Origin of the sequence: Mesorhizobium sp. LSJC285A00 (assembly GCF_000503155.1) — a bacterium.
Taxonomy (GTDB): domain Bacteria; phylum Pseudomonadota; class Alphaproteobacteria; order Rhizobiales; family Rhizobiaceae; genus Mesorhizobium.
The window spans coordinates 163821-183238 of record NZ_AYVK01000003.1 but is presented as its reverse complement, the minus strand read 5'-3'; the positions used below and the strand labels follow the sequence as shown (position 1 = coordinate 183238).

The 19418-nt window shown below is 63.5% G+C and carries 16 protein-coding genes; 4 read left to right on the top strand and 12 right to left on the bottom strand.

Annotated features, from left to right (window positions below; genetic code table 11):
* Positions 1 to 8 precede the first annotated feature (8 nt).
* Both araG and X726_RS163360 read right to left on the bottom strand, forming a co-directional pair.
* A complete protein-coding gene (gene araG, locus X726_RS163355) occupies positions 9 to 1520 on the bottom strand; it encodes an L-arabinose ABC transporter ATP-binding protein AraG (RefSeq protein WP_023668119.1) in 1512 nt (503 codons plus the stop codon).
* Between the two features lie 70 nt (positions 1521 to 1590).
* Positions 1591 to 2580, bottom strand: a complete 990-nt coding sequence (locus tag X726_RS163360) for an arabinose ABC transporter substrate-binding protein (RefSeq protein ID WP_023668118.1) — start codon at positions 2578 to 2580, stop codon at positions 1591 to 1593.
* A gap of 245 nt (positions 2581 to 2825) precedes the next feature.
* On the opposite strand from X726_RS163360, the gene X726_RS163365 reads away from it, so the two are divergent.
* Both X726_RS163365 and dgoD read left to right on the top strand, forming a co-directional pair.
* On the top strand, positions 2826 to 3515 hold the full coding sequence (locus X726_RS163365) for a FadR/GntR family transcriptional regulator (RefSeq protein WP_245259915.1): 690 nt from the start codon (positions 2826 to 2828) through the stop codon (positions 3513 to 3515).
* Between the two features lie 7 nt (positions 3516 to 3522).
* Complete coding sequence (gene dgoD, locus X726_RS163370) at positions 3523 to 4671, top strand: galactonate dehydratase (protein WP_023668116.1); 1149 nt, start codon at positions 3523 to 3525, stop codon at positions 4669 to 4671.
* Positions 4672 to 4910: 239 nt separating this feature from the next.
* Here the strand turns inward: dgoD and X726_RS163375 are convergent, their stop codons facing one another.
* From X726_RS163375 to uxuA, 5 genes are all read right to left on the bottom strand, one after another.
* Positions 4911 to 6563: an FAD-binding dehydrogenase gene (locus X726_RS163375; protein ID WP_023668115.1), complete on the bottom strand. Its 1653-nt coding sequence runs from the start codon at positions 6561 to 6563 to the stop codon at positions 4911 to 4913.
* 49 nt (positions 6564 to 6612) lie between these two features.
* Positions 6613 to 8325 carry an aldehyde dehydrogenase family protein gene (locus tag X726_RS163380; protein ID WP_023668114.1) on the bottom strand — a complete coding sequence of 571 codons (1713 nt, stop codon included), beginning with the start codon at positions 8323 to 8325 and terminating at the stop codon, positions 6613 to 6615.
* A 79-nt stretch (positions 8326 to 8404) separates the two neighbouring features.
* Complete coding sequence (locus X726_RS163385; protein ID WP_023668113.1) at positions 8405 to 9577, bottom strand: alanine racemase; 1173 nt, start codon at positions 9575 to 9577, stop codon at positions 8405 to 8407.
* Positions 9574 to 10863, bottom strand: coding sequence for a D-arabinono-1,4-lactone oxidase (locus X726_RS163390; protein WP_023668112.1), 1290 nt, complete (start codon positions 10861 to 10863; stop codon positions 9574 to 9576). Before X726_RS163390 ends, X726_RS163385 begins: the two co-directional genes overlap by 4 nt.
* Before the next feature lie 200 nt (positions 10864 to 11063).
* Positions 11064 to 12248, bottom strand: coding sequence for a mannonate dehydratase (gene uxuA, locus X726_RS163395; RefSeq protein ID WP_023668111.1), 1185 nt, complete (start codon positions 12246 to 12248; stop codon positions 11064 to 11066).
* Between the two features lie 83 nt (positions 12249 to 12331).
* Here uxuA and X726_RS163400 point away from each other — a divergent pair, with 83 nt between their 5' ends.
* Positions 12332 to 13117 (top strand): glucose 1-dehydrogenase, encoded by a 786-nt coding sequence (locus X726_RS163400; RefSeq protein ID WP_023668110.1) that lies wholly within the window; start codon positions 12332 to 12334, stop codon positions 13115 to 13117.
* Between the two features lie 49 nt (positions 13118 to 13166).
* Here the strand turns inward: X726_RS163400 and X726_RS163405 are convergent, their stop codons facing one another.
* Both X726_RS163405 and X726_RS163410 read right to left on the bottom strand, forming a co-directional pair.
* Positions 13167 to 14003 (bottom strand): amidohydrolase, encoded by an 837-nt coding sequence (locus tag X726_RS163405; protein WP_023668109.1) that lies wholly within the window; start codon positions 14001 to 14003, stop codon positions 13167 to 13169.
* A gap of 67 nt (positions 14004 to 14070) precedes the next feature.
* Positions 14071 to 15600, bottom strand: a complete 1530-nt coding sequence (locus X726_RS163410; RefSeq protein ID WP_023668108.1) for an MDR family MFS transporter — start codon at positions 15598 to 15600, stop codon at positions 14071 to 14073.
* Positions 15601 to 15717: 117 nt separating this feature from the next.
* Between X726_RS163410 and X726_RS163415 the strand changes: the two genes are divergently transcribed.
* Positions 15718 to 16356 (top strand): MarR family winged helix-turn-helix transcriptional regulator, encoded by a 639-nt coding sequence (locus X726_RS163415; RefSeq protein WP_023668107.1) that lies wholly within the window; start codon positions 15718 to 15720, stop codon positions 16354 to 16356.
* A 74-nt stretch (positions 16357 to 16430) separates the two neighbouring features.
* Here X726_RS163415 and X726_RS163420 read toward each other — a convergent pair whose 3' ends face one another.
* Genes X726_RS163420 through X726_RS163430 form a run of 3 tightly spaced genes read right to left on the bottom strand, consistent with a single transcriptional unit; the run spans position 16431 to position 19372 of the window.
* Positions 16431 to 17633 (bottom strand): mandelate racemase/muconate lactonizing enzyme family protein, encoded by a 1203-nt coding sequence (locus X726_RS163420; protein ID WP_023668106.1) that lies wholly within the window; start codon positions 17631 to 17633, stop codon positions 16431 to 16433.
* A gap of 8 nt (positions 17634 to 17641) precedes the next feature.
* Positions 17642 to 17968 carry an NIPSNAP family protein gene (locus X726_RS163425; protein WP_023668105.1) on the bottom strand — a complete coding sequence of 109 codons (327 nt, stop codon included), beginning with the start codon at positions 17966 to 17968 and terminating at the stop codon, positions 17642 to 17644.
* A 45-nt stretch (positions 17969 to 18013) separates the two neighbouring features.
* The gene (locus tag X726_RS163430; RefSeq protein ID WP_023668104.1) at positions 18014 to 19372 is read right to left on the bottom strand and encodes a mandelate racemase/muconate lactonizing enzyme family protein; all 1359 of its coding nucleotides are present in this window, start codon (positions 19370 to 19372) and stop codon (positions 18014 to 18016) included.
* Positions 19373 to 19418: the final 46 nt, after the last annotated feature.

Sequence of the window (19418 nt, the reverse complement as noted above, 5' to 3'; positions counted from 1 at the left end):
AAAGATCCTCAGGATGCGATCGCGTCGGGGGTTTTCTGATCGGGAAGAGCGGCGGCCAGGATCGCTTTTTCGGCGAACTGGTCGCGCGCGAGTTCGGCGCTGATGCGCCCGCCGCACATCACCAGGATGCGGTCGCAAATGCCCATCACTTCCGGCAGTTCGGACGAGACGACGACGATCGCCATGCCGTCTTTGGCAAGCTGGTAGAGCAGTTCGTAGATTTCCGCTTTGGCGCCGACATCGATACCGCGTGTCGGCTCGTCGACGATAAGCACGCGCACGCCCTGCTCCGACAGCCAGCGGCCGAGAATGACCTTCTGCTGGTTGCCACCGGAGAGGTTGATGATGTCCTGCTTGCGCGACGGCGTGCGCACCTTGAGCTTCTTGATGAAGGTCTCGGCGGTGGCGATCTCGCTAGCGCGGTTCAAGATTCCGAAGCGTGTGTGATGACGCCGCGACGAGATGTTGATGTTCTCCTCGATCGAGCGGCCCTGGATGATGCCGTCATGCTTGCGGTCTTCCGAGCACAAAACGATCCCGGCGCGGATCGCGTCATGCGGATCGGTGGCATGCACGACCTTGCCATCAACGGTAATGGTGCCACCTGAGCGCGGGTCGGCGCCGAACACCAGCCGCATCAGTTCCGAGCGCCCCGCGCCGATCAGGCCGAAGAAGCCGACGATCTCGCCCGCCCTCGCCTCGAAGCTGGCGGGCGTCGTCAGTTTTACTCCGCAAACAGCGTCGACCTTCAGCCGGACATCGCCGGCCGGGCGTGGGCGAAACCCCCAGATATCGGAGATTTCGCGGCCGACCATTTCGGCGACGACCTGGTCGCGTGTGACGTTTTTCAGCGACGCATGGTGCGCCGCGAGCTTGCCGTCGCGCAGCACGGTCAGGCTGTCGCAGAGGCGGAACACTTCGTCCAGCCGGTGCGAGACATAGATGATGACCTTGCCCTCGCCGCGCAGGCGGTCGATCAGGGCAAACAGGATTTCGCTTTCGCGCGACGACAATGACGAGGTCGGCTCGTCCAGAGCGATGACGCGCGCGTCGAGCATGATCGCCTTGGCGATCTCGACCATCTGGCGCTCGCCGATCGACAGCGTCTTGACCTTGCGGCTGATATCGATGTCGATGCCGGCTGATTTCAGCTTGGCGCCAACATCGTCCAGCATCCTGGCACGGGCGATGATGCCGGCGTTGGCGGGGAAGCGGCCGAGGCTGAGGTTTTCGGCAACAGTGAGCTCGGGAACCAGCTGCAGTTCCTGGTGGATGACGATGACGCCATTGTCGAAGGCATCTCGCGTCGTTGCATAGGCTTGCATCTTGCCGTCGATGAGGATCTCGCCGTCATCGGCATGCTGGTCGCCGGACAGGATCTTGATCAGCGTGGATTTGCCGGCGCCGTTCTCGCCCATCAGGCCGTGCACGGCGCCCTTGTCGACGCCGAACGAGACGTCCGACAGCGCCTTGACGCCCGGATAGGTCTTGGTGATTTCCGAGAAGTCGAGAAAGGACATGGGGCGCCTATCCTTTTGCCATGCCAAACAGGCGGCGACTGTGAGCCGCCGCCTGTTTGTACAGGGAGGATTATTCGATGCCGAGACCCTTGCGGACCGTCTGGTAGTCGTCGCGCTTGGCCAGCGCACCGGCGGTCAGGATGAGCTTCTCGGGTTCCTTGTTGTTGGCGACCCAGTCATACATGTTGAGCGCAGTCTCGTAGCCGTGACGCTTCGGCGAGATGATCACCGTGCCGACGAAGCCGGTGGCGGTCGGCTTCTTGAACTCGTTGATCGCCGAATCCGCGCCGCCAATGCCGACGCCGATCACGTTTTCGGCCGGGATGCCGACGCTTTCGGAAGCGCGCACGGCGCCGAGAACGGCTTCGTCGTTGAGGCCGAAGGAGACCCACTTCTTGATGTCGGCATGGGCGTTGAGTACCACCGTCGCCGCATTGAGCGCAGCCTCGGTATCGGTCTTGGCCTGCGGCGCGTCAAAGATGTTTTCGGCCTTGAAGCCGTTGGCCTTCAGCACCGAAATGGCGCCTTCGACCCGGTCGACGGCGGTCGGCAACTGATCATAGGAGACACGGATGGCGCCGACCTCGTCGGCCTTCCAGCCGCGCGCCTTCATTTCGTCGACGATCGCCTGGCCGACGGCCTCGCCGATCTTGGTCGCCGAAATGCCCATATGCGGCACGTCTTCCAGCGCCTTCCCGTCTGCGCCGACCAGACGGTCATCAACCGTCATCAGCTTGAGATTGTTGGCGGCGGCCTTGGCGACGATGCCGGGGCCGAGCTTCACATCAGGCGTGCAGACGATGAAGCCTTGCGCGCCCTGCGCGCCGAGATTGTCGATCGCCGACATCAGCTTCTCACCGTCCTCGGCGCCGATCTTGACCAGGGTAAAACCCTTCTCCTTGGCGGCCTGGTCGGCGAACTTCCATTCGTCCTGGAACCACGGCTCCTCGGGCTGTTTGACGATAAAACCTATCTTGGTGTCCTGAGCATATGCAGCGATGGTCGTGACGGACAGCACGGCAAGGGCGCCCGCGACGAGCGCGGTCTTCAGAAGTCGCATGATTACCTCCCAGCGATGGCCGGGCGCTCAGCCCGGATGCAGAGTCTCTAATTCTTTTTATCATACTCGTCAATTGATCTGGTATGATAATTGAGCTACATGCTCCGACCAGGGATCGTTGGCGCAAATCATCCGCATCCGGTAAGGCCGGGGACGTGAGATCAGTGGTTTCGCCGCCTTGGAGGAGGGCTGAGGTGACCGAAACTTCGAAGAAGGCATCAGGCGACACCCGCCGCCCGCGCGTCATGCCCGATGTGACCAAGGCGCTTGCCTCAGACATCTTTTCCGGACGCTATCCCGCCGGCTCGTCCCTGCCGACCGAAAACGAGCTCGGCGTCGAATATGGCGTCAGCCGCACCGTCATCCGCGAGGCGCTGAAGGTGCTGGCCGCCAAGGGGCTGGTGCTGTCGCGACCGCGCATCGGCACGGTTGTATGTGAACAGGACAACTGGAACATCATCGACCCGCAGGTGCTGGCCTGGCACGCGCCGCATGCGCTGGACGACAAATTGTTCGACGCCATCCTCGAAACGCGCCGCGCCATCGAACCTCTGGTAGCTGAACTGGCGGCGACTCGTGCGACGCTGCAGGAGATCGCCGATCTCGAAGCCGCCTGGCGCGGCATGGCCAATGCCGGCGAGGATCTCGCCGCCTTCTCGCGCTCGGACATCACCTTCCACCAGATCGTCTATGCCGCGAGCCACAACCCGATCTTCCGCCAGATCGGCAATCTGATCGACACCGGGCTGAAATTCTCGCTCGAAGCAACGGCGACCATTTCGCTCGCCCGGCGCATGGAAGCGGTGGCGGCGCACCGTGAGGTGGTCGAGGCGCTGCGCATGCGCGATGCCGCGGCGGCGCGTGCGGCGGCAGGCCGGATCCTCGACCTTGCGGCGCGCGACCTGGTCAGCGCCAAGAAACTCAAGAACAACTGAGACCAGCATGAAAATCATCTCGCTCACCACCTACATCGTCCCGCCGCGCTGGCTGTTTCTGAAGATCGAGACTGATGCCGGCGTCACCGGCTGGGGCGAGCCTGTGGTCGAAGGCCGTGCGCTGACGGTCGAGGCAGCGGTCAAGGAACTTGGCGATTATCTGATCGGCAAGGACCCGCGCCTGATCGAGGACCATTGGACGGTGATGCATCGCGGCGGCTTCTACCGCGGCGGGCCGATCCTGATGAGCGCCATTGCCGGCATCGACCAGGCGCTGTGGGACATCAAGGGCAAGGCGCTCGGCGTGCCTGTGCACGAACTGCTCGGCGGCAAGCTGCGCGACAGCATCAAGGTCTATTCCTGGATCGGCGGCGACCGGCCGGCGGAAGTGGCTGCGGGCGCCAGGGAAGTGGTTTCGCGCGGTTTTCAGGCGCTGAAGATGAATGGCACCGAGGAACTGCAGATCGTCGACAGCCATGACAGAATAGATGCGGCTGTCGAACGAGTCGCCATGGTGCGCGAGGCCGTTGGGTCCAACATTGGCATCGCCGTCGATTTCCACGGCCGCGTGCATCGGCCGATGGCGCGCATGCTGGTCAAGGAGCTCGAACCCTACCGGCTGATGTTCATCGAGGAGCCGGTGCTCAGCGAAAACCGCGAGGCGCTGAAGGAGATCGCAGCGCTGGGCTCGACGCCGATCGCGCTCGGCGAGCGTCTTTACAGCCGCTGGGATTTCAAGTCGGTGTTCGAGCAAGGCGCCGTCGATATCATCCAGCCGGACCTGTCGCATGCCGGCGGCATCACCGAATGCCGCAAGATCGCGGCGATGGCCGAGGCCTATGACATTGCGGTGGCGCCACACTGCCCGCTCGGGCCGATCGCGCTTGCCGCCTGCCTGCAGCTCGATGCCGTCAGCTACAACTGCTTCATCCAGGAACAGAGCCTCGGCATCCACTACAACGCCGCAAACGATTTGCTCGACTATGCCGCCAACAAGGACGTCTTCCGCTACGAGGATGGCTATGTCGCAATCCCCGATGGTCCCGGCCTCGGCGTCGAAATCGACGAGGACTACGTCAAGGAACGCGCCAAGGAAGGCCACCGCTGGCGCAACCCGGTCTGGCGTCACAAGGACGGCTCCTTCGCCGAGTGGTAGTCCGGCCGACCTTGCGGCCAGGCCTTCAGGACCTCGGGTTCGATTTCGCGGTGGCGCCAGCGTAACGCAGGCCTCTGATGGGCCGCAGCGCCGAGCACCAGCGCATGGGAACCGTCGGCGCCGGCAAGCCGCAACTCGCTGACCGCCTGGGTTGCCGCAAGCGATCGAAAGCAGTCGCTATCCATGGAACATGGCGGATGTCCTGTTCTCATCGACCTTTTCTTGGCCCGCCAGCCGCGTCACCTGCCCGCGGCGTGCCGGCCTGCGTTCCTGCCGGAGAAGATGCAGCTGCCGAGAAATGTCCCTTCCAGCGCATTGTAGCCGTGATAGCCGCCGCCACCGCCGCCGGCCACCTCGCCTGCCGCATAGAGCCCGGCAATGGGTTCGCCATTGCCGTCGAGAACCTGCGAATTGAGATTGGTGTGCAGGCCGCCAAGCGTTTTGCGCGTCAGGATGTTGAGGCGCACCGCGATCAGCGGCCCGTGCCTGGGATCGAGTATCTTGTGCGGCTTGGTCACCCGGAAGATCTTGTCGCCAATGTAGTTGCGGGCGCCGCGGACGGCTGTGACCTGCGCATCCTTGGTATAGGCATGGTCGACCTCGCGATCGCGCGCCACGATCTGCGCGTTGAGCCGGTCGTAGTCGAGCAGATTGTCGCCTGACAGCGCGTTCATGCCGGCGACCAAGTCGGCCAGGTTGTCGCGGACGACGAAGTCCTCGCCCTTTTCCAGGAACGCTGCCACCGATGGTGGCGCCTTGCCGCCGCGCCGTTTCTTCAGCACGGCCCGCCAATCCTTGGCCGTAAAGTCTAGGTTTTGCTCCGAACCCGACAGCACGAACTCCTTCGAAGCGATCGTCTTGCTCAGCACGAACCAGGAATAATCGTGTCCCGTCGACAGGATACGCTTCAAGGTGCCGAGCGAATCGAAGCTCGGGAAGAACGGCGCCTCCATGCGTTGTCCCAGAGCATCGAACCATAGCGGCGACGGCGCCGACAGGATGCGGATGCCGTGGTTCGGCCAGATCGGATTCCAGTTCTTGATCCCCTCGACATAGTGCCACATGCGGTCGGCGTTGATGACGGCCCCGCCGGCGTCCTGGGTGATCGCCACCATGCGGCCGTCGACATGGTGCGGCACGCCGGCAACCATACGCTTCGGCGCTGGCCCCAGCCGCCGGACCGGCCAGACCTTGCGAACCAACTCATGATTGCCGCCGATGCCGCCGGAGGTGACGATCACGACACCGGCCGAAAGGTCGAAATCGCCGACGGCCGTGCGGCTCGACTGCTTGCCGCGCTCGACATCGGATGCCTCCAGGATTTCGCCCGCGACGCCGGTGACCGCGCCGTTGGTCTTGATCAGCCGGCTGACCTGATGACGGAATTTCAAAGTGATCAGCCCTTTGGCGACGTGCTCGCGCACGCGCCTTTCGAACGGCGCGACCACGCCCGGCCCAGTGCCCCATGTCAGGTGGAAGCGCGGCACTGAATTGCCGTGGCCATTGGCCAGCGCGCCGCCGCGCTCGGCCCAGCCGACCACCGGCCACCAGCGCATGCCCATGGCGTAGAGCCACGGCCGCATCTCGCCGGCGGCGAAATCGACATAGGCTTCCGCCACTTTCCTTGGCCAATGGTCCTCGGGCCGGTCGAACTGGGCAGAACCCAGCCAATCCTGCCAGGCGAGGTCGCGGCTGTCCTTGATGCGCAGGCGGCGCTGCTCGGGCGTGTTGACCAAAAACAGGCCGCCGAGCGACCAGAATGCCTGGCCGCCGAGAAAACCGCCACCCTCTTGCTCGACGATGATCACGCGCTTTCCGGCATCGCCGAGTTCCGCGGCTGCGGCCAGGCCGGCCAGCCCGCCGCCAACGATGATTGCGTCCGCGTCAGCCATTGTCGTAGCTCCTGTGCCGGCTTTTGTTTTCGAGATCGGATGCTCGTTGCTAGCCGCGCAGCGCGTTCCAGATAATGCGCGGCAGCTTCAGGAGGCTCGGCTGGTAGTTGAACTCGGTGATCAGGCGGCCGACCATGTGTGCCCTTTTGTGGGTCAGGAACCAGGCCGGCTTCGGCATGATGCGGAACGGCGCTTCGAGCACGCTGCGTTCCGGTCTGTCGAACAAATAGGTGTTGTGGACGACGCCGATGCCGCTCTGCACGTCGTCGAGCGTGTGGCCAGGGAAAGCACCCCAGGTCGGGCGCAGCAGCGCGAACAGAACGCCGCTCCAGGAATTGATGCCGATGCCGCCATAGCGCAGTTCGGCAATGATTTCCTCGAAGCGCTGCCGGCCGATCTCGGCGATCGTCCTGGGATGGATGAGGATGTTGGCGGCAAGCGTGCCGTGCAGCTTTTCATTGGCGTAGGCGACAGCGGCGCGCAGATAGGATTCCGCATTGCCCGCCGGCAGCCGCATGACGCTGAGCGCCGGCGCGAACACCTCGGCATTTTCGAGATAGGTATCCGTGCCCGGCCGGAACGGCACCACCACGCAGGCCGGCCCGCCGGGCCGCTCGAATTTCTGTACGCTGTCGGCATGCGCCTCGAAGGCGGCGAGGCGCTCGGTCGCGCCGGGATAATAGGCCGGGCGCGACGGGGCTTTCTGCATCACCTTTTCGAGTGCTGCCAAAAGCGCATCGGATTTGCCCCAGCCTTCGGGCAACACGAGCATTTGGCAGGCGATGCAGTTGAAACCGGAATTGTTGAGCTTTTGGGTAGCGATCAGTTCGGCGTGGTAGGCGATATCGGCATCCGACCATGGGCCGGGCACCACGATGGTGGGTGCCACGCCGCCAAGCTCCGAGGTGATACGCCGGCTGTTGCGTGGCGTGCCCGCCGCCTTGTTCTTGCGGCCCTCCTCGCCAGGCCCCCAGACGATCGCGTCATGCGAGGCGGCGGCACCGGTGATGTGGATGTCGTCGACGAGATCGTGGTTGCACAGATACGCGCCGACATCGGCGCCACCGCGCACGATGCGCAGCGCACCGAATTCGATCAGCGGCCGCAGCGCCGGCCGCAGGAAATCGATCAGATAGTCGTTGACTAGGTTCATCTTGAGCAGAACCACCTGGTGCTCGACCAAAAGCTTGTGCAGGCAGTCGAGCGGCGCGATCGAGGCGACGTTGCCGGCGCCGAGCACGAGGCCGATCTTGCCCTTGCGGCTGGTGCGCGGCGCGTCATAGGCCGAGGCGGTGTTTGCGGCGAGGTTCGCCTTGGTCACGCCGGGCTGCATCCAGATCTCGGCCTTCAGCCCGGTGAACAGCACCTTGTCCCAGAGCGAATTCGGAACCACCGTCACAGCCACCTGTCCGTTGGGCAAGGTGCGAACCGGCAGACTGTCAAGGAACTTCTTGCCCTCCATCAGGCTCAGCGTGTGGATGAACTGGTTGCAGCCATCCATCAGCGCCGCCGGGCCAGCCAGCCATTCCTCACCTTCCAGCGGCGAGCCGGTCGGGATGCCCTTCTTGCGCGTCGCGGTTTTGACCCACGCCTCGGCGACCTCGCGGATGTGATCCTTGACCTGCCGCAGCAAGGCGATCCGCTCGCCATTCGAGGTCTGCGCCCAGTCGTCCTTCCTGGCGTCGAGATCGGTGAGCGCGAGGTCGAGTTCGGCTGCCCATTCAGGCTGCACGGGCTGGGTTTTGACTGCCTTGGCAACCATCCTATCCTCCTCCACTTCGATCTCTTTGTTTGACGCAATTCCTGTGGGAAAACCGCTTCACACTTTTCCTGGAATTGCTCTACGAAAACGGCAGTGCGGCCCATTGCTCGACGAATTTCCCGCCGGAATAGACCTGGATCGAACCGAACTGCTGTAGCACGAATTCGCTCTGGGTCGGACGCAGGAAGGCGTAGTCGTCAGGCCCGACATTGACGTTGTCGGGCAGCGCCATGAATTGCTGATTGGTCGAAAAGCCGAACGTCTTGTCGGTCTTCATCCCCACGGGATGGACGGGCTTCGCCATCCATTTTCCGCCATAGAGAAAACAGCCGCGCCGCGGCAACAGCCCGAGCTTCTGCAGCAGCCAGGAGCGCTGGTCGAGGCCCGGCGCCTGGACATCGACCACTTTCAGGATCGGCGTCGCGATGAATGCGGCAGACCGCAATTGGCTGAGGCTCGGCACATCGAAATCGGTCGGCAGCATAAAAGCCGATCCGATGGACAATTCATTGGCGCCGACCCAGCTGTCATAGAGCAATGCGGTGCTGCTGCCGCCAAGATTGAGGATCTTGCGCTGGTCGGCGGCAAGGCAAGCGACATACTGGCGAAACAGGCTGATCGCCTTGACGCGCGCCTTGGCCGGTCCTCCCAGCAGTTTGGGGATATGGCCGATATGCGCCTCGTAGGCCATGACGCCTTCGCATTTCAGCCGCGGGTAATTCGCCAACGCGGAAACTGCCCGGGCCAGTGAGTCGGGATCGCTGATACCGCCGCGATGAAGGCCGACATCGACCTCGAAGCAGACGCGCAGCTCGCGGTCGAGCTCGGCGGCAAGCGAGCCATAGGCGGCCAGCCGCTCCTCGGTATCGATCAGCCAGACGATGCGCGACGTAGCTTCGCCGAGCCCGGCGAGAACGCCCTTCGTCAGCGCGTGCCTGGCGCCGGCAACCGGCATCGGCTTGCCCAACAGGAGATCGACTTGGGGAAACACTTTCAGCATCTCGGCGCTGATCGGCAGATGAAAGGTCATCAGCCTGTCGGTCGCAAACGCAGCGCGGATATGGTCGATCAGCGGCAGGCATGGCAGCGACTTGTCGACGAGGCGCAGATCGAGGCCCGTGGCGAACTTCGCCTTGATCGCAGCGATGTTGTGATCGAGCCGGTCGAGATCGAGCACCAGGCAAGGCTGAAAGATCCCGGCTGCCCTGAGCGCGCCCGACATTTCCGCGAAATAGGTGTCGGTCAGGCTCATGCCGCGACGCCGAGCAGCCTGGCAATATAGGGCGACACGAAGCGGTTGTCCGGGTCCATCTCGCGGCGGACCGCCATCGCATCGTTCCAGCGCGGATAGAGCGCGCTCAATTCCCTTGATGTCAGGCTGTGCATCTTGCCCCAATGCGGGCGGCCGCCGCGCTTCCTGAAGATCGGCTCGGCGGCGTTGAAGAACGCCATCGGATCGCGCTCGATGCCGTGATGGATGGCGATGGAACAGGTCGGGCGCTTGTAGAAGGGGCTGAGCCAGACATTGTCGGGCGCGACGACGCGCACCTCCATCGGAAAATAGACCTCTGGAAACCGCGTCTCGAGCAGCGCAATGATTTCGCTGAGTGCGGCCGCCCCTTCCTCGAACGGCAGGTGGTATTCCATTTCGTTGAACTTGACGTTGCGCTCGGAGGTGAAGACCTTCAGCCACTCCTCGATATAATCCTCGGCCGGCACCTTGGCGAAGGCCGAGCCGATGAGACGGCGGCGCAGCCAAGGGAGCCAGCTGAGATAGTCGCGCAGTTTTCTCAGCGTCGTCACCGCATCGTCGTCTTCCGTCGGCGGACGCACAGTCGCCGGCGCCTCGGTGATGTCGCTGGCAATCAGCAGCGCCTGGCCCGAAAACGGCACGTAGTAGAACTCGGCCGAACGATGCGCCGTCATGGTGCTTTCGAATTGCGCAAGCACATCGGCGATCGGCGCCGTCCAGCGGCGGTGCCGCATCCGGTAGCTCGCCACGTTGCGGATCGTCACTTCGGTGACGGCGCCGAAAGCGCCGAGCGAAGCGCCCATGGCTTCGATCATGTCGGGGCTCTTGGCACGGTCGAACTCTTTCAGCGCGCCACGCCCGTCGACGATCTGCATCGCCTCGAGCTGGGTGTGGTACGCGCCAAGTGTGATGCCCGAGCCGTGCGTGGCGGTGCCGAGCGCCCCGCCGAACGCCTGCTTGTCGATGTCGCCCATGTTCGGCAGCGCCTGGCCGACGCCGTGCAACAGCTTTGCCAGCGCGCCGATCTTCGTGCCGGCGCCGACCCGCGCCGTCAGTTTTTCGGGATCGTGCGACCTCAGGCCCTCGAAGCGGTCGAGCGACAGGATGGTGCCGTCATTCTTGACCAGCGGCGTAAAGGAATGGCCCGTGCCGACAAATCGAACTGGTCCCGGCGAGTTGCGAATGGCACCACTCAGCTCATCGAGACTCTGCGGTTCGGCAAAAGCCTGCGGCGTGGCCGTGACATAGCCCGACCAATTGCTCCACTGGCTGATAGCCTCTCCCACGATCCCTCCCTGGGGCGCCGGCTTTGCCGGTCTTTCTCCTAGCGCTAGATAATATGATACATAGTCAGCTTTTCCGGATATGATACATTGTCAGCTTTCTGTCAACCTGGCAATCGGAGGTGTCTTGCGTCCGCCGGCCGCATTATCTACAGCGACGCACGCTGAGCCGGCGTCGGCATTGAACGCAGTTCGTTGCCCCTTCAAGCCAGCCCAAACGTTTCCACGGCCCGCATGATGCCGCGCAATTCGGCCAAGCCCTTCAGGCGGCCGATCAGCGAGTAGCCGGGATTGATCCTTGTCTTGCCGATATCGTCGGCGAGCAGGTGGCCATGGTCCGGCCGCATCGGGATTTGCCAGTCGGCGCGGCCCTCCTTGCGGCGGCGCGCCTCCTCCTGCATCAGCGCCAGGATGACATGCGCCATGTCGGTGCCGCCTTCGAGATGCTCGGCCTCGTAGAACGAGCCGTCATCCTCGATGGTGATGTTGCGCAGATGGGCGAAGTGGATGCGGTCGGCGAATTCCTTGACCATGGCGACGATGTCGTTGTCGGCGCGCGTGCCGTAGGACCCGGTGCAGAACGTCAGCCCATTGGCCTGGCTGTCGACGGCATTGAGAATGAAACGCGCATCCTCGGCGGTCGAAACGACGCGCGGCAGGCCGTAGAGCGAAAACGGCGGATCGTCGGGGTGGATACACATGCGCACCCCCTCCTCTTCCGCCACCGGAATGATCTCGCGCAGGAACCACGCGAGGTTGTCGCGCAACTCCTTCGGCCCGATTCCGTCATAGTCCGCAAGCGCCTCGCGAAAACTGTCGCGGTCATACTTGCGCTCTGTAGCCGGCAGGCCGGCGATCAGATTGCGCTCGATCTGGTCGATCTTCTCGGGCGGCAATTCCTTCAGCCGCGCTTCCGCCTGCGCAATACGCGCCGGCGTGTAGCTGTCAGCTCCGTTCTTGCGCTTCAGCACGAACAGATCGTAGGCGGCGAAATCAACGGCATCAAAACGCAGGGCGTAGCCTGTCGTCGGCAGCCGGTAGGCAAGATCGGTGCGGGTCCAGTCCACCACCGGCATGAAATTGTAGCAGATCGTGGCGATGCCGGCCTTGGCCAGCGCGCGGATCGAATCGCGGTAATAGCCGGCATAGCGCTCGCGTTCCTGCGCGCCGATCTTGATGGAATTGTGGACCGGAATGCTCTCGACGACCGACCAGGTCAGTCCTGCTTCCTGGATAATGCGCTTGCGCTCCAGCACTTCGGCCTCAGGCCACGCCCGGCCGTCATAGATATGGTGGAGCGCCGAGACCACGCCGGTGGCGCCCGCCTGCTTGACATGATCGAGCGTCACCGGATCATCGGGCCCATACCAGCGCCAGCATTGTTCCATTTTCGGCTTTCCTTCTGCGAGAGGTTGGCAACTTATTGTTGGACCCCGATGGGAGTCGATAGAAAATGGAGGAGTTTTTAGAAATGATGGATTTCGACGGCAAGGTCGCCCTGGTGACCGGGACGACCGGAATCGGCCTGGCAACCGCCACACGCCTTGCGGCCGGTGGCGCCGCAATCATCGCCTGCGGCATCGACCGCGCCGCCAACGCGTCATTGAAAGCGCAACTGGAAAGCACTGGAGCAGCAGCGCTGGTCATCGACACCGACGTCGCCGTTTCCGATCAGGTGCGCGACGCGGTCGCGGCTGGCGTCGCGAAGTTCGGCGGCCTGGATGTCATCGTCAATTCAGCCGCCGTCCATCCCTATGGCACGGCGACGACCACCGACTGGGAAACCTGGAACCGAACGATGACGGTCAATGTCGGCTCGATCTACCTGACCGCGCATTTCGGCATTCCGGAAATGATCAAGCGCGGAGGCGGCGCCATCGTCAACGTCGCCTCGGTGCAGGGCTTTGCCTGCCAGCAGAACGTCGCCGCCTATGCCACGACCAAGGGCGCCATCCACACGCTGACGCGCTCGCTGGCGCTCGACTACGCGGCATCAGGCATCCGCGTCAATTCGGTCAGCCCGGGCTCGATCCGCACGCCGATCCTGGAGAAGGCTGCGCGCGGTGACGGCGGCAGCGATGCCGATGTCGAAGAGGCCTACAAGCGGTTCGGCGCGGCGCATCCGCTCGGCCGTATCGGCGAACCGGAGGAAGTGGCGGAACTCATCGCCTTCCTGTGCTCGTCGAAGGCCGGTTTCTGCACCGGCGCGGACTACAGGATCGATGGCGGCCTGACGGCAGGTATTGGCGTGAAGTAGCGCTATGATGGCGTTCTGCGCGCTTGCAGGCAATCGGTGTCCGACCGCGCTACAGCTTCCACATCCGCTTGGCATTGCCCGACAGCAATTTCGTCCTCTCCTCAGGGCTGGCGCCCGCGATCAGCGCGTGTGTCGCCGCCACCCAGGTGGCAAGGCCACCGCCAAGCGTGCACACCGGCCAGTCGCTGCCCCACACGACGCGGTCCCAGCCGAAAATGCCGATCGTGTGCTCGACATAGGGGCGCAAGGTCTCGACGGTCCATGAGCCGGCATCGGCATAGGCGACGACGCCGGAGATCTTGCCGATGACATTGGGACGCCGCGCGATCTCGGTCAAATGCTCGCGCCACGGATGTTCCGCACTGGCCTTGATGTCGGGCACGCCGCAATGGTCGAGCACGAACTGCACATCCGGCGCCAGATCAGCGAGCGCAACCGCCCTTGGAATTTGATGCGGCAGGACGACGAGGTCGAAGGTCAGGCCTGTGCCGGCAAGCCGCTTGATGTTTTCGCGAAACAGCGCGCTGTCCGAAAGCTCGTCCGGCATGACGTGCAGCACGCGGCGGAACCCCTTGACGAAGGGATCGGCCTGCTGGCGCTCGAGATAGGCGGCGAAACCGGCCTCCTCCGGGCGGCAGGAGGCGATCGCCCCGCGCAACAGACTGCCCTTCTCCAGCGACTGCGCCTTCACATGGCTGGTCTCGGCCTGGATGTCGGCTTGATCGACATCGACCTCCATGTGCAACGCGGCCTCGATGCCGGCGCGGCGGGCCTGGATCGCATATTCCGCATGCGGGAAATCGCGGTTGAGCGCCGGCACGCCGCCAAGCCAGGGATAGCGCAGCGCCGACAGGTCGATCAGGTGTAGATGGGTGTCGATGATCATGGCTGTCCTCCTCGGTGATTTCAGATCATCGCCAAATGCCTAAGCCCAGCGCATGACATACTTTGGCTCAGGCCCGCTTCGGGATCTCTTTGTCCTCGAGCAGCAGCGTCAGCCCCATGGCGACGAAATAGAGCGCCGCCACCCAGATGAACATCACGTTGAAGCCACTGGAGTAGTGGTCGAGCACCACCTCACGGATCGCGTCCGGCAGGCTCGATGCGAGGTGCGGGGTCAATCCATTCAGGCCCTGTGGCAACAATACGGCGGCCTCAGTGGGAAGCTCGGCTGTCTGCCGGTTCAGCGCCCAGATCATCACCGCGCCGTTCAGCGCCAGTCCGAGCGATGCTCCGAGCGTCCGCGCCTGGGTGATCAGCGACGTCACCGCGCCGATATCCTGCAGGGGTGCCGCCGCCTGGATCGCCACAATCAGCACCTGGAACTGAAGACCCATGCTGATCCCGAACACAGCCATCATCGTCGCCAGCACCCAGATCGGCGTGTGCTGGCTGGTGAGGACGAAGCCCAGCATCAGGAGCCCGCCAATGCCCATCGCCACAACCGGCATCCATTTGTAGCGTCCGGTGGCGGCAATCACCCGCCCGGCGACGATCGAGATGACCATCGATGTCAGTGACGCCGGCAGGAACAGGAAGCCGACTTCGGCCGGGCTGAGGCCCGTCAGCGTCTGCATGTAGAGGGCGAAATAGAAGAACATACCCAGCGTCACCGTTCCGGCGACCAGCGACACGCCCGAGACGATGCTGACCGTCGAATTGCCGAACAGCCGCAACGGCACGATCGGCTCTTCGGCCCGGCGCTCCACCATGATGAACAAGGTGATGGCGACTAGTGCCAGCAGCGGCAGCGCGAAGGTGATGAGGTCCGGTCCGCTGGGGTCGAGCACGTGGTAGCCCCAATAAACGATCGCCGTCGTGCCGGCGGCGAGCAGCACGCCGCCGAGATAGTCGATGCGGTGCCGCTTTTCGTTGAACCGGCTGCGCATGGCGAAGGCCAGCACCGCCAGCACGATGATCCCTATCGGCAAATTGACCAGGAACACCCAGCGCCAGCCGAACAGGCTGGTGATGTAGCCGCCGGCCAGTGGGCCGAGCACTGATGACAGCGCGAACACCGCCGAACTGTAGCCCTGATATTTCGCGCGGTCGCGCGGCGAAAACAGTTCGCCGATCATGGCGAAGGCCGAGACCATCAGGCCGCCGCCGCCGATGCCTTGCAGCACGCGCGCGGCGATGAGGCTCTCCATCGACCATGCCATGCCGCAGACCAGCGAGCCCAGCAGGAACAGGCCGATCGCCGTCAGCACGACATTCTTGCGGCCATACATGTCGCCGAGCTTGCCGTAGAATGGCGAGACCGCGGCGGTCGAGAGCAGGTAGGCGGCACCGACCCAGCCGAACAAATGCAGATTGCCGAGTTCGCCGGCAATGGTGGGCAAGGCGGTGACGACGATCTGCATGTCGATGGTTGCCATGAACATGGCGATCAGCGCGCCGAAATAGACGATCAAGGTCGTAAGGTCGGGCCTGACTTGGGCCTCCACGGGCGCTGTGTCCGGCAGCGTCTGCTCGACAGTCATCGGTGTCTCCGTAGCTTGGGGCGCGATTTATGTCCCCACAACCAAGAGGTGTCAATCAGATATGTGCGCGTAGCATATAATTGACATCAGCATATATTCTTGCTAACGCGCTATGGGATGAGCAGCAACGCATCCGGCAGTCCGGACCGATTTCCAGCCCTGTTCCAGACGCGCGGCGACCGGGATCTCGCCGATCTGGCGCGCGGCAGCGGCCTGTCCGAACCGGCGGCCGAGGCCGTGGCCGCCATCGATGCGGTAATGAGCAAGGTGCGCCGCTCGATCCAGCGCCGCGACTTCGGCCGCATGATCCTGGCGCGCGTAGACCCTTCGCTGGAAGTGAGCCATCTCGATGCGATCGGCGCCATCGCGAACAATCCGGTTTTCAGCGATAACCAGCAGGACGAGGTGACGGTTGGCCTCATCGCCGAGCGCCTCGAGATCGACCCGTCGCGCGCCAGCCGCATCTCGGCCGACCTCGTCGAGCGCGGCTATGCATGCCGTGTCGCATCGCAACGCGATGCCCGGCGCATCCGCCTCAAACTCACCCCCAAGGGCGAGCGCTTGGTGGCGGCGGTGCGCCAGACCAAATGGCGGATTTTCGCCGGATCGCTGGCACAATGGGATGAGCAGGACCTGGTAACGTTCGCCACCTTGCTGGAACGTTTCGCGGGATGGGTCATGGACGAAGCCGGGATGAAAAGATCCGCCGACGCCGTCAAGCAGTTGATGGACGAGATGCTGCCCGAAACGAAATAGGCGGCACGGCGTGGACGCTCACCCATGTATGCGAGCCCTTCGATAGCCCTTGACGCTCAGGTCGCGTCGGATCGTTATCGGTCGAAGAAACCGTCGTCCTCTTCCGACAGGTATTTCTTCGCCGCCTTGGCGTCGATGTCGAGGCCGAGTCCCGGAGCTTCGAGCAAGTCCACCATACTATCCCTGACGATCTGCCCCTTGGGCAGGCCGATGACGATGTCCTCCCACCACGGGTCGGAGGCGCTGGGATATTCGAAGGCGATGTAGTTGGCCGGCAGCGTGGCGCAGACATTGATCAGCGCGCCGAGGCCGAGCAGACCGTTCGCCGTGCCGTGCGGCGCCATCATGATCGAGTGCATGTATGCGTGCTCGGCCACCCATTTGAGCTCGGCGATGCCGCCGATGTCGGCGGGATCCGGACCGATGACGCGAACCGCCTGCGTCTCGATCAGTTCCTTGAAGTTATGGCGCAGGTAGATCTGCTCGCCCGTGTGGATCGGAGTGGACGTCGATGTCGTGAGTTCGCGGTAGGCCTGCGGATTGATCCACGGCACGTAGTCGCCGGTCAGCATATCCTCCAGCCACATCAGATTGTATTTTTCCACCGCCTGCGCGAAGCGGATCGCGTCGGGCAGGAACCAGCCGGGGCCGCAATCCAGCGCCAGCGAAACTTTGTCGCCGAGCACCTCCTTCATGGCGATGACGCAGTCGATCATATGCGCCATGCCGCGCTCGCTGATCTGCCCCTGGTCCATCGCGCCGTGATAGGTCGGCGGCTGGCGCACGCCATAATGGAAGTCGGGAACGCTGGTCTTCATGTTGGAGTGAAAGCTGATGCCTTGCTTGACCATGAAGAAACCTTCCGGCCGCTCCATCATCCATTTGACGTCGGCCGCGTAATCCTCCGGCCTGTCGCCGGTGCGCTTCTTGCGGATGGAGCCGTTGTAGACCCGCACCTTGTCGCGCACCTTGCCGCCGAGCAGCTTGTAGACCGGAACGCCTGCGGCCTTGCCGGCGATGTCCCACAGCGCATGCTCTATGGCGCTGACGGCGGCGCCGTAGGGCTTGAACGAGCCGCGCTGCCGGATCTTCAGCATCACGCGTTCGACATCCGTCGGGTCCTCGCCGATCAGCGCGTCGCGGAAATGCAGCACCCAGGGTTTCAGATAAGGCTTGGTGTGCTCGACCTCGCCGAGGCCATGGAGGCCTTCGTCGGTGACGATGCGCACGATGGGATGCTTGCCGATGACGGCACACCTGAGATCGGTGATCTTCATGATGTCCTCTATTTCACCGACGAGAAGGCGGTTGGCGCGAGAAACTGGCTGGAAATATTGGCCAGGATCGGGCCATCGCGCTCGGACTCGTCGCGGGCCTCGAGCCATGCCGGATCGGTGGTGAAGGCCTTCCATTTCACCTCGCGCTCGGCAAGGGATTCCCAGGCGACGAAATAGGTCAGTCGATTGCTGTTTTCGCCGACCACCGTGGTGAAGAACCCGGCCTGGCGGATGCCGTGCTTGTCCCACAGCGCCAAGGTATGGTCGTTGAAACGCTTGAGCAGCGCCGGCAGCCGGCCCGGCACGCAGTCGTAGATGCGAAGTTCGTAGATCATGGTTGATCCTTCTGTTTACTTCTCCCTTCGGGGAGAGGTGTAGCGTCAGCTCCAGGTGCGGTCCCAGGAGTATTCGTCGTCCCAGTGACCGGTCGGTTGCCAGATGCCGGTGACGCCGGGCTGCAGGTGCTGGCTGATCACTTCGTCGACGATGTCGTCGATGCCCAGACCAGGCTTGTCGGGCACGGTGATGAAGCCGTCCTTGACCAGCGGCTTGGGCAGGCCGGTGACGATATCGTCCCACCAGTCGACTTCGACGCTGTGATATTCGAGCGCCATGAAGTTTTCCGTCGCCACCGCGACATGCGCGGCGGCCATTGCCGCGATCGGGCTTTCCGCCATGTGAATGGCCATGGCAACGCCATGTTCCTGCGCCGCGTCGCCGATCTTCTTGGTCTCGAGAATGCCGCCGGTGGTCAGCAGATCCGGATGGATGACCGAGATGCCGGCGTTGAGCAGCGGCTCGAAGCCTTCCTTGAGGTAGATGTCCTCACCCGTGCAGATCGGCACCGAGGTCGCCTGCTGCAACTGCCGATACTGCTCGGTGTATTGCCAGGGGATCACGTCTTCGAGCCAGGCCGGTGCGTATTTCTCGATCCGCCGGGCGAGACGGATGCCGTCCTGCAGCGAGATATGACCGACATGGTCGATGGCGAGCGGGACCTCGTAGCCGATCACCTCGCGGACCTCGTGGATATACTGATCCAGCAGGTCGAGGCCCTTTTCGGTGAAATGGAGGCTGGTGAAGGGATGCGGCACGTTCTGCGCGTCATAGGCGGCGTTGCGCGCCCGGCGCTCGTCCAGCGTGAGTGCCGGGCCGCGAGCGGCATGGCTGCGGAAACCGTCGAGCACGCCGGCCGGCGCCACCACTGCGCCCGATATGTGCGAAATCTGCGCCAGACCGAGATCCATCTTGAGGAAGGTGAAACCGAGATCCATCCGCGCCTTGAGCCGCTTTCCGGTCTCGGTGCCGCTGGGCTTGTCCGCGTCGGTGTCGCAATAGACACGCACCTTGTCGCGAAACCGTCCTCCCAGCATCTGGTAGATCGGCACGCCATACGCCTTGCCGGCGAGGTCCCAAAGCGCGATCTCGATTGCCGAGACACCGCCACCTTGCCGCCCATGGCCGCCAAATTGTTTGATGCGGCGGAACAGCCGGTCGACGTCGCAAGGGTTCTCGCCCAGCAACCGGCTCTTCAGCATCAGCGCATAGGTCGCGCTGGCGCCGTCGCGCACTTCGCCCAGGCCGACAATGCCTTGATTGGTATAGATCTTGATCAGCGCCGAGGTGAACGGCGCGCCGACGATCTCGGCAACGCGCAGGTCGGTGATGCGCAGGTCGCTCGGCCTGGAGTTCGTATTTACCCGATTGAGCGCCTCGCCGGCGCTACCCGTCTTTGCCATGGCTTATCCTCGTTCTGATTGGTGGCGCCCCGCACCCCCGGCCTGC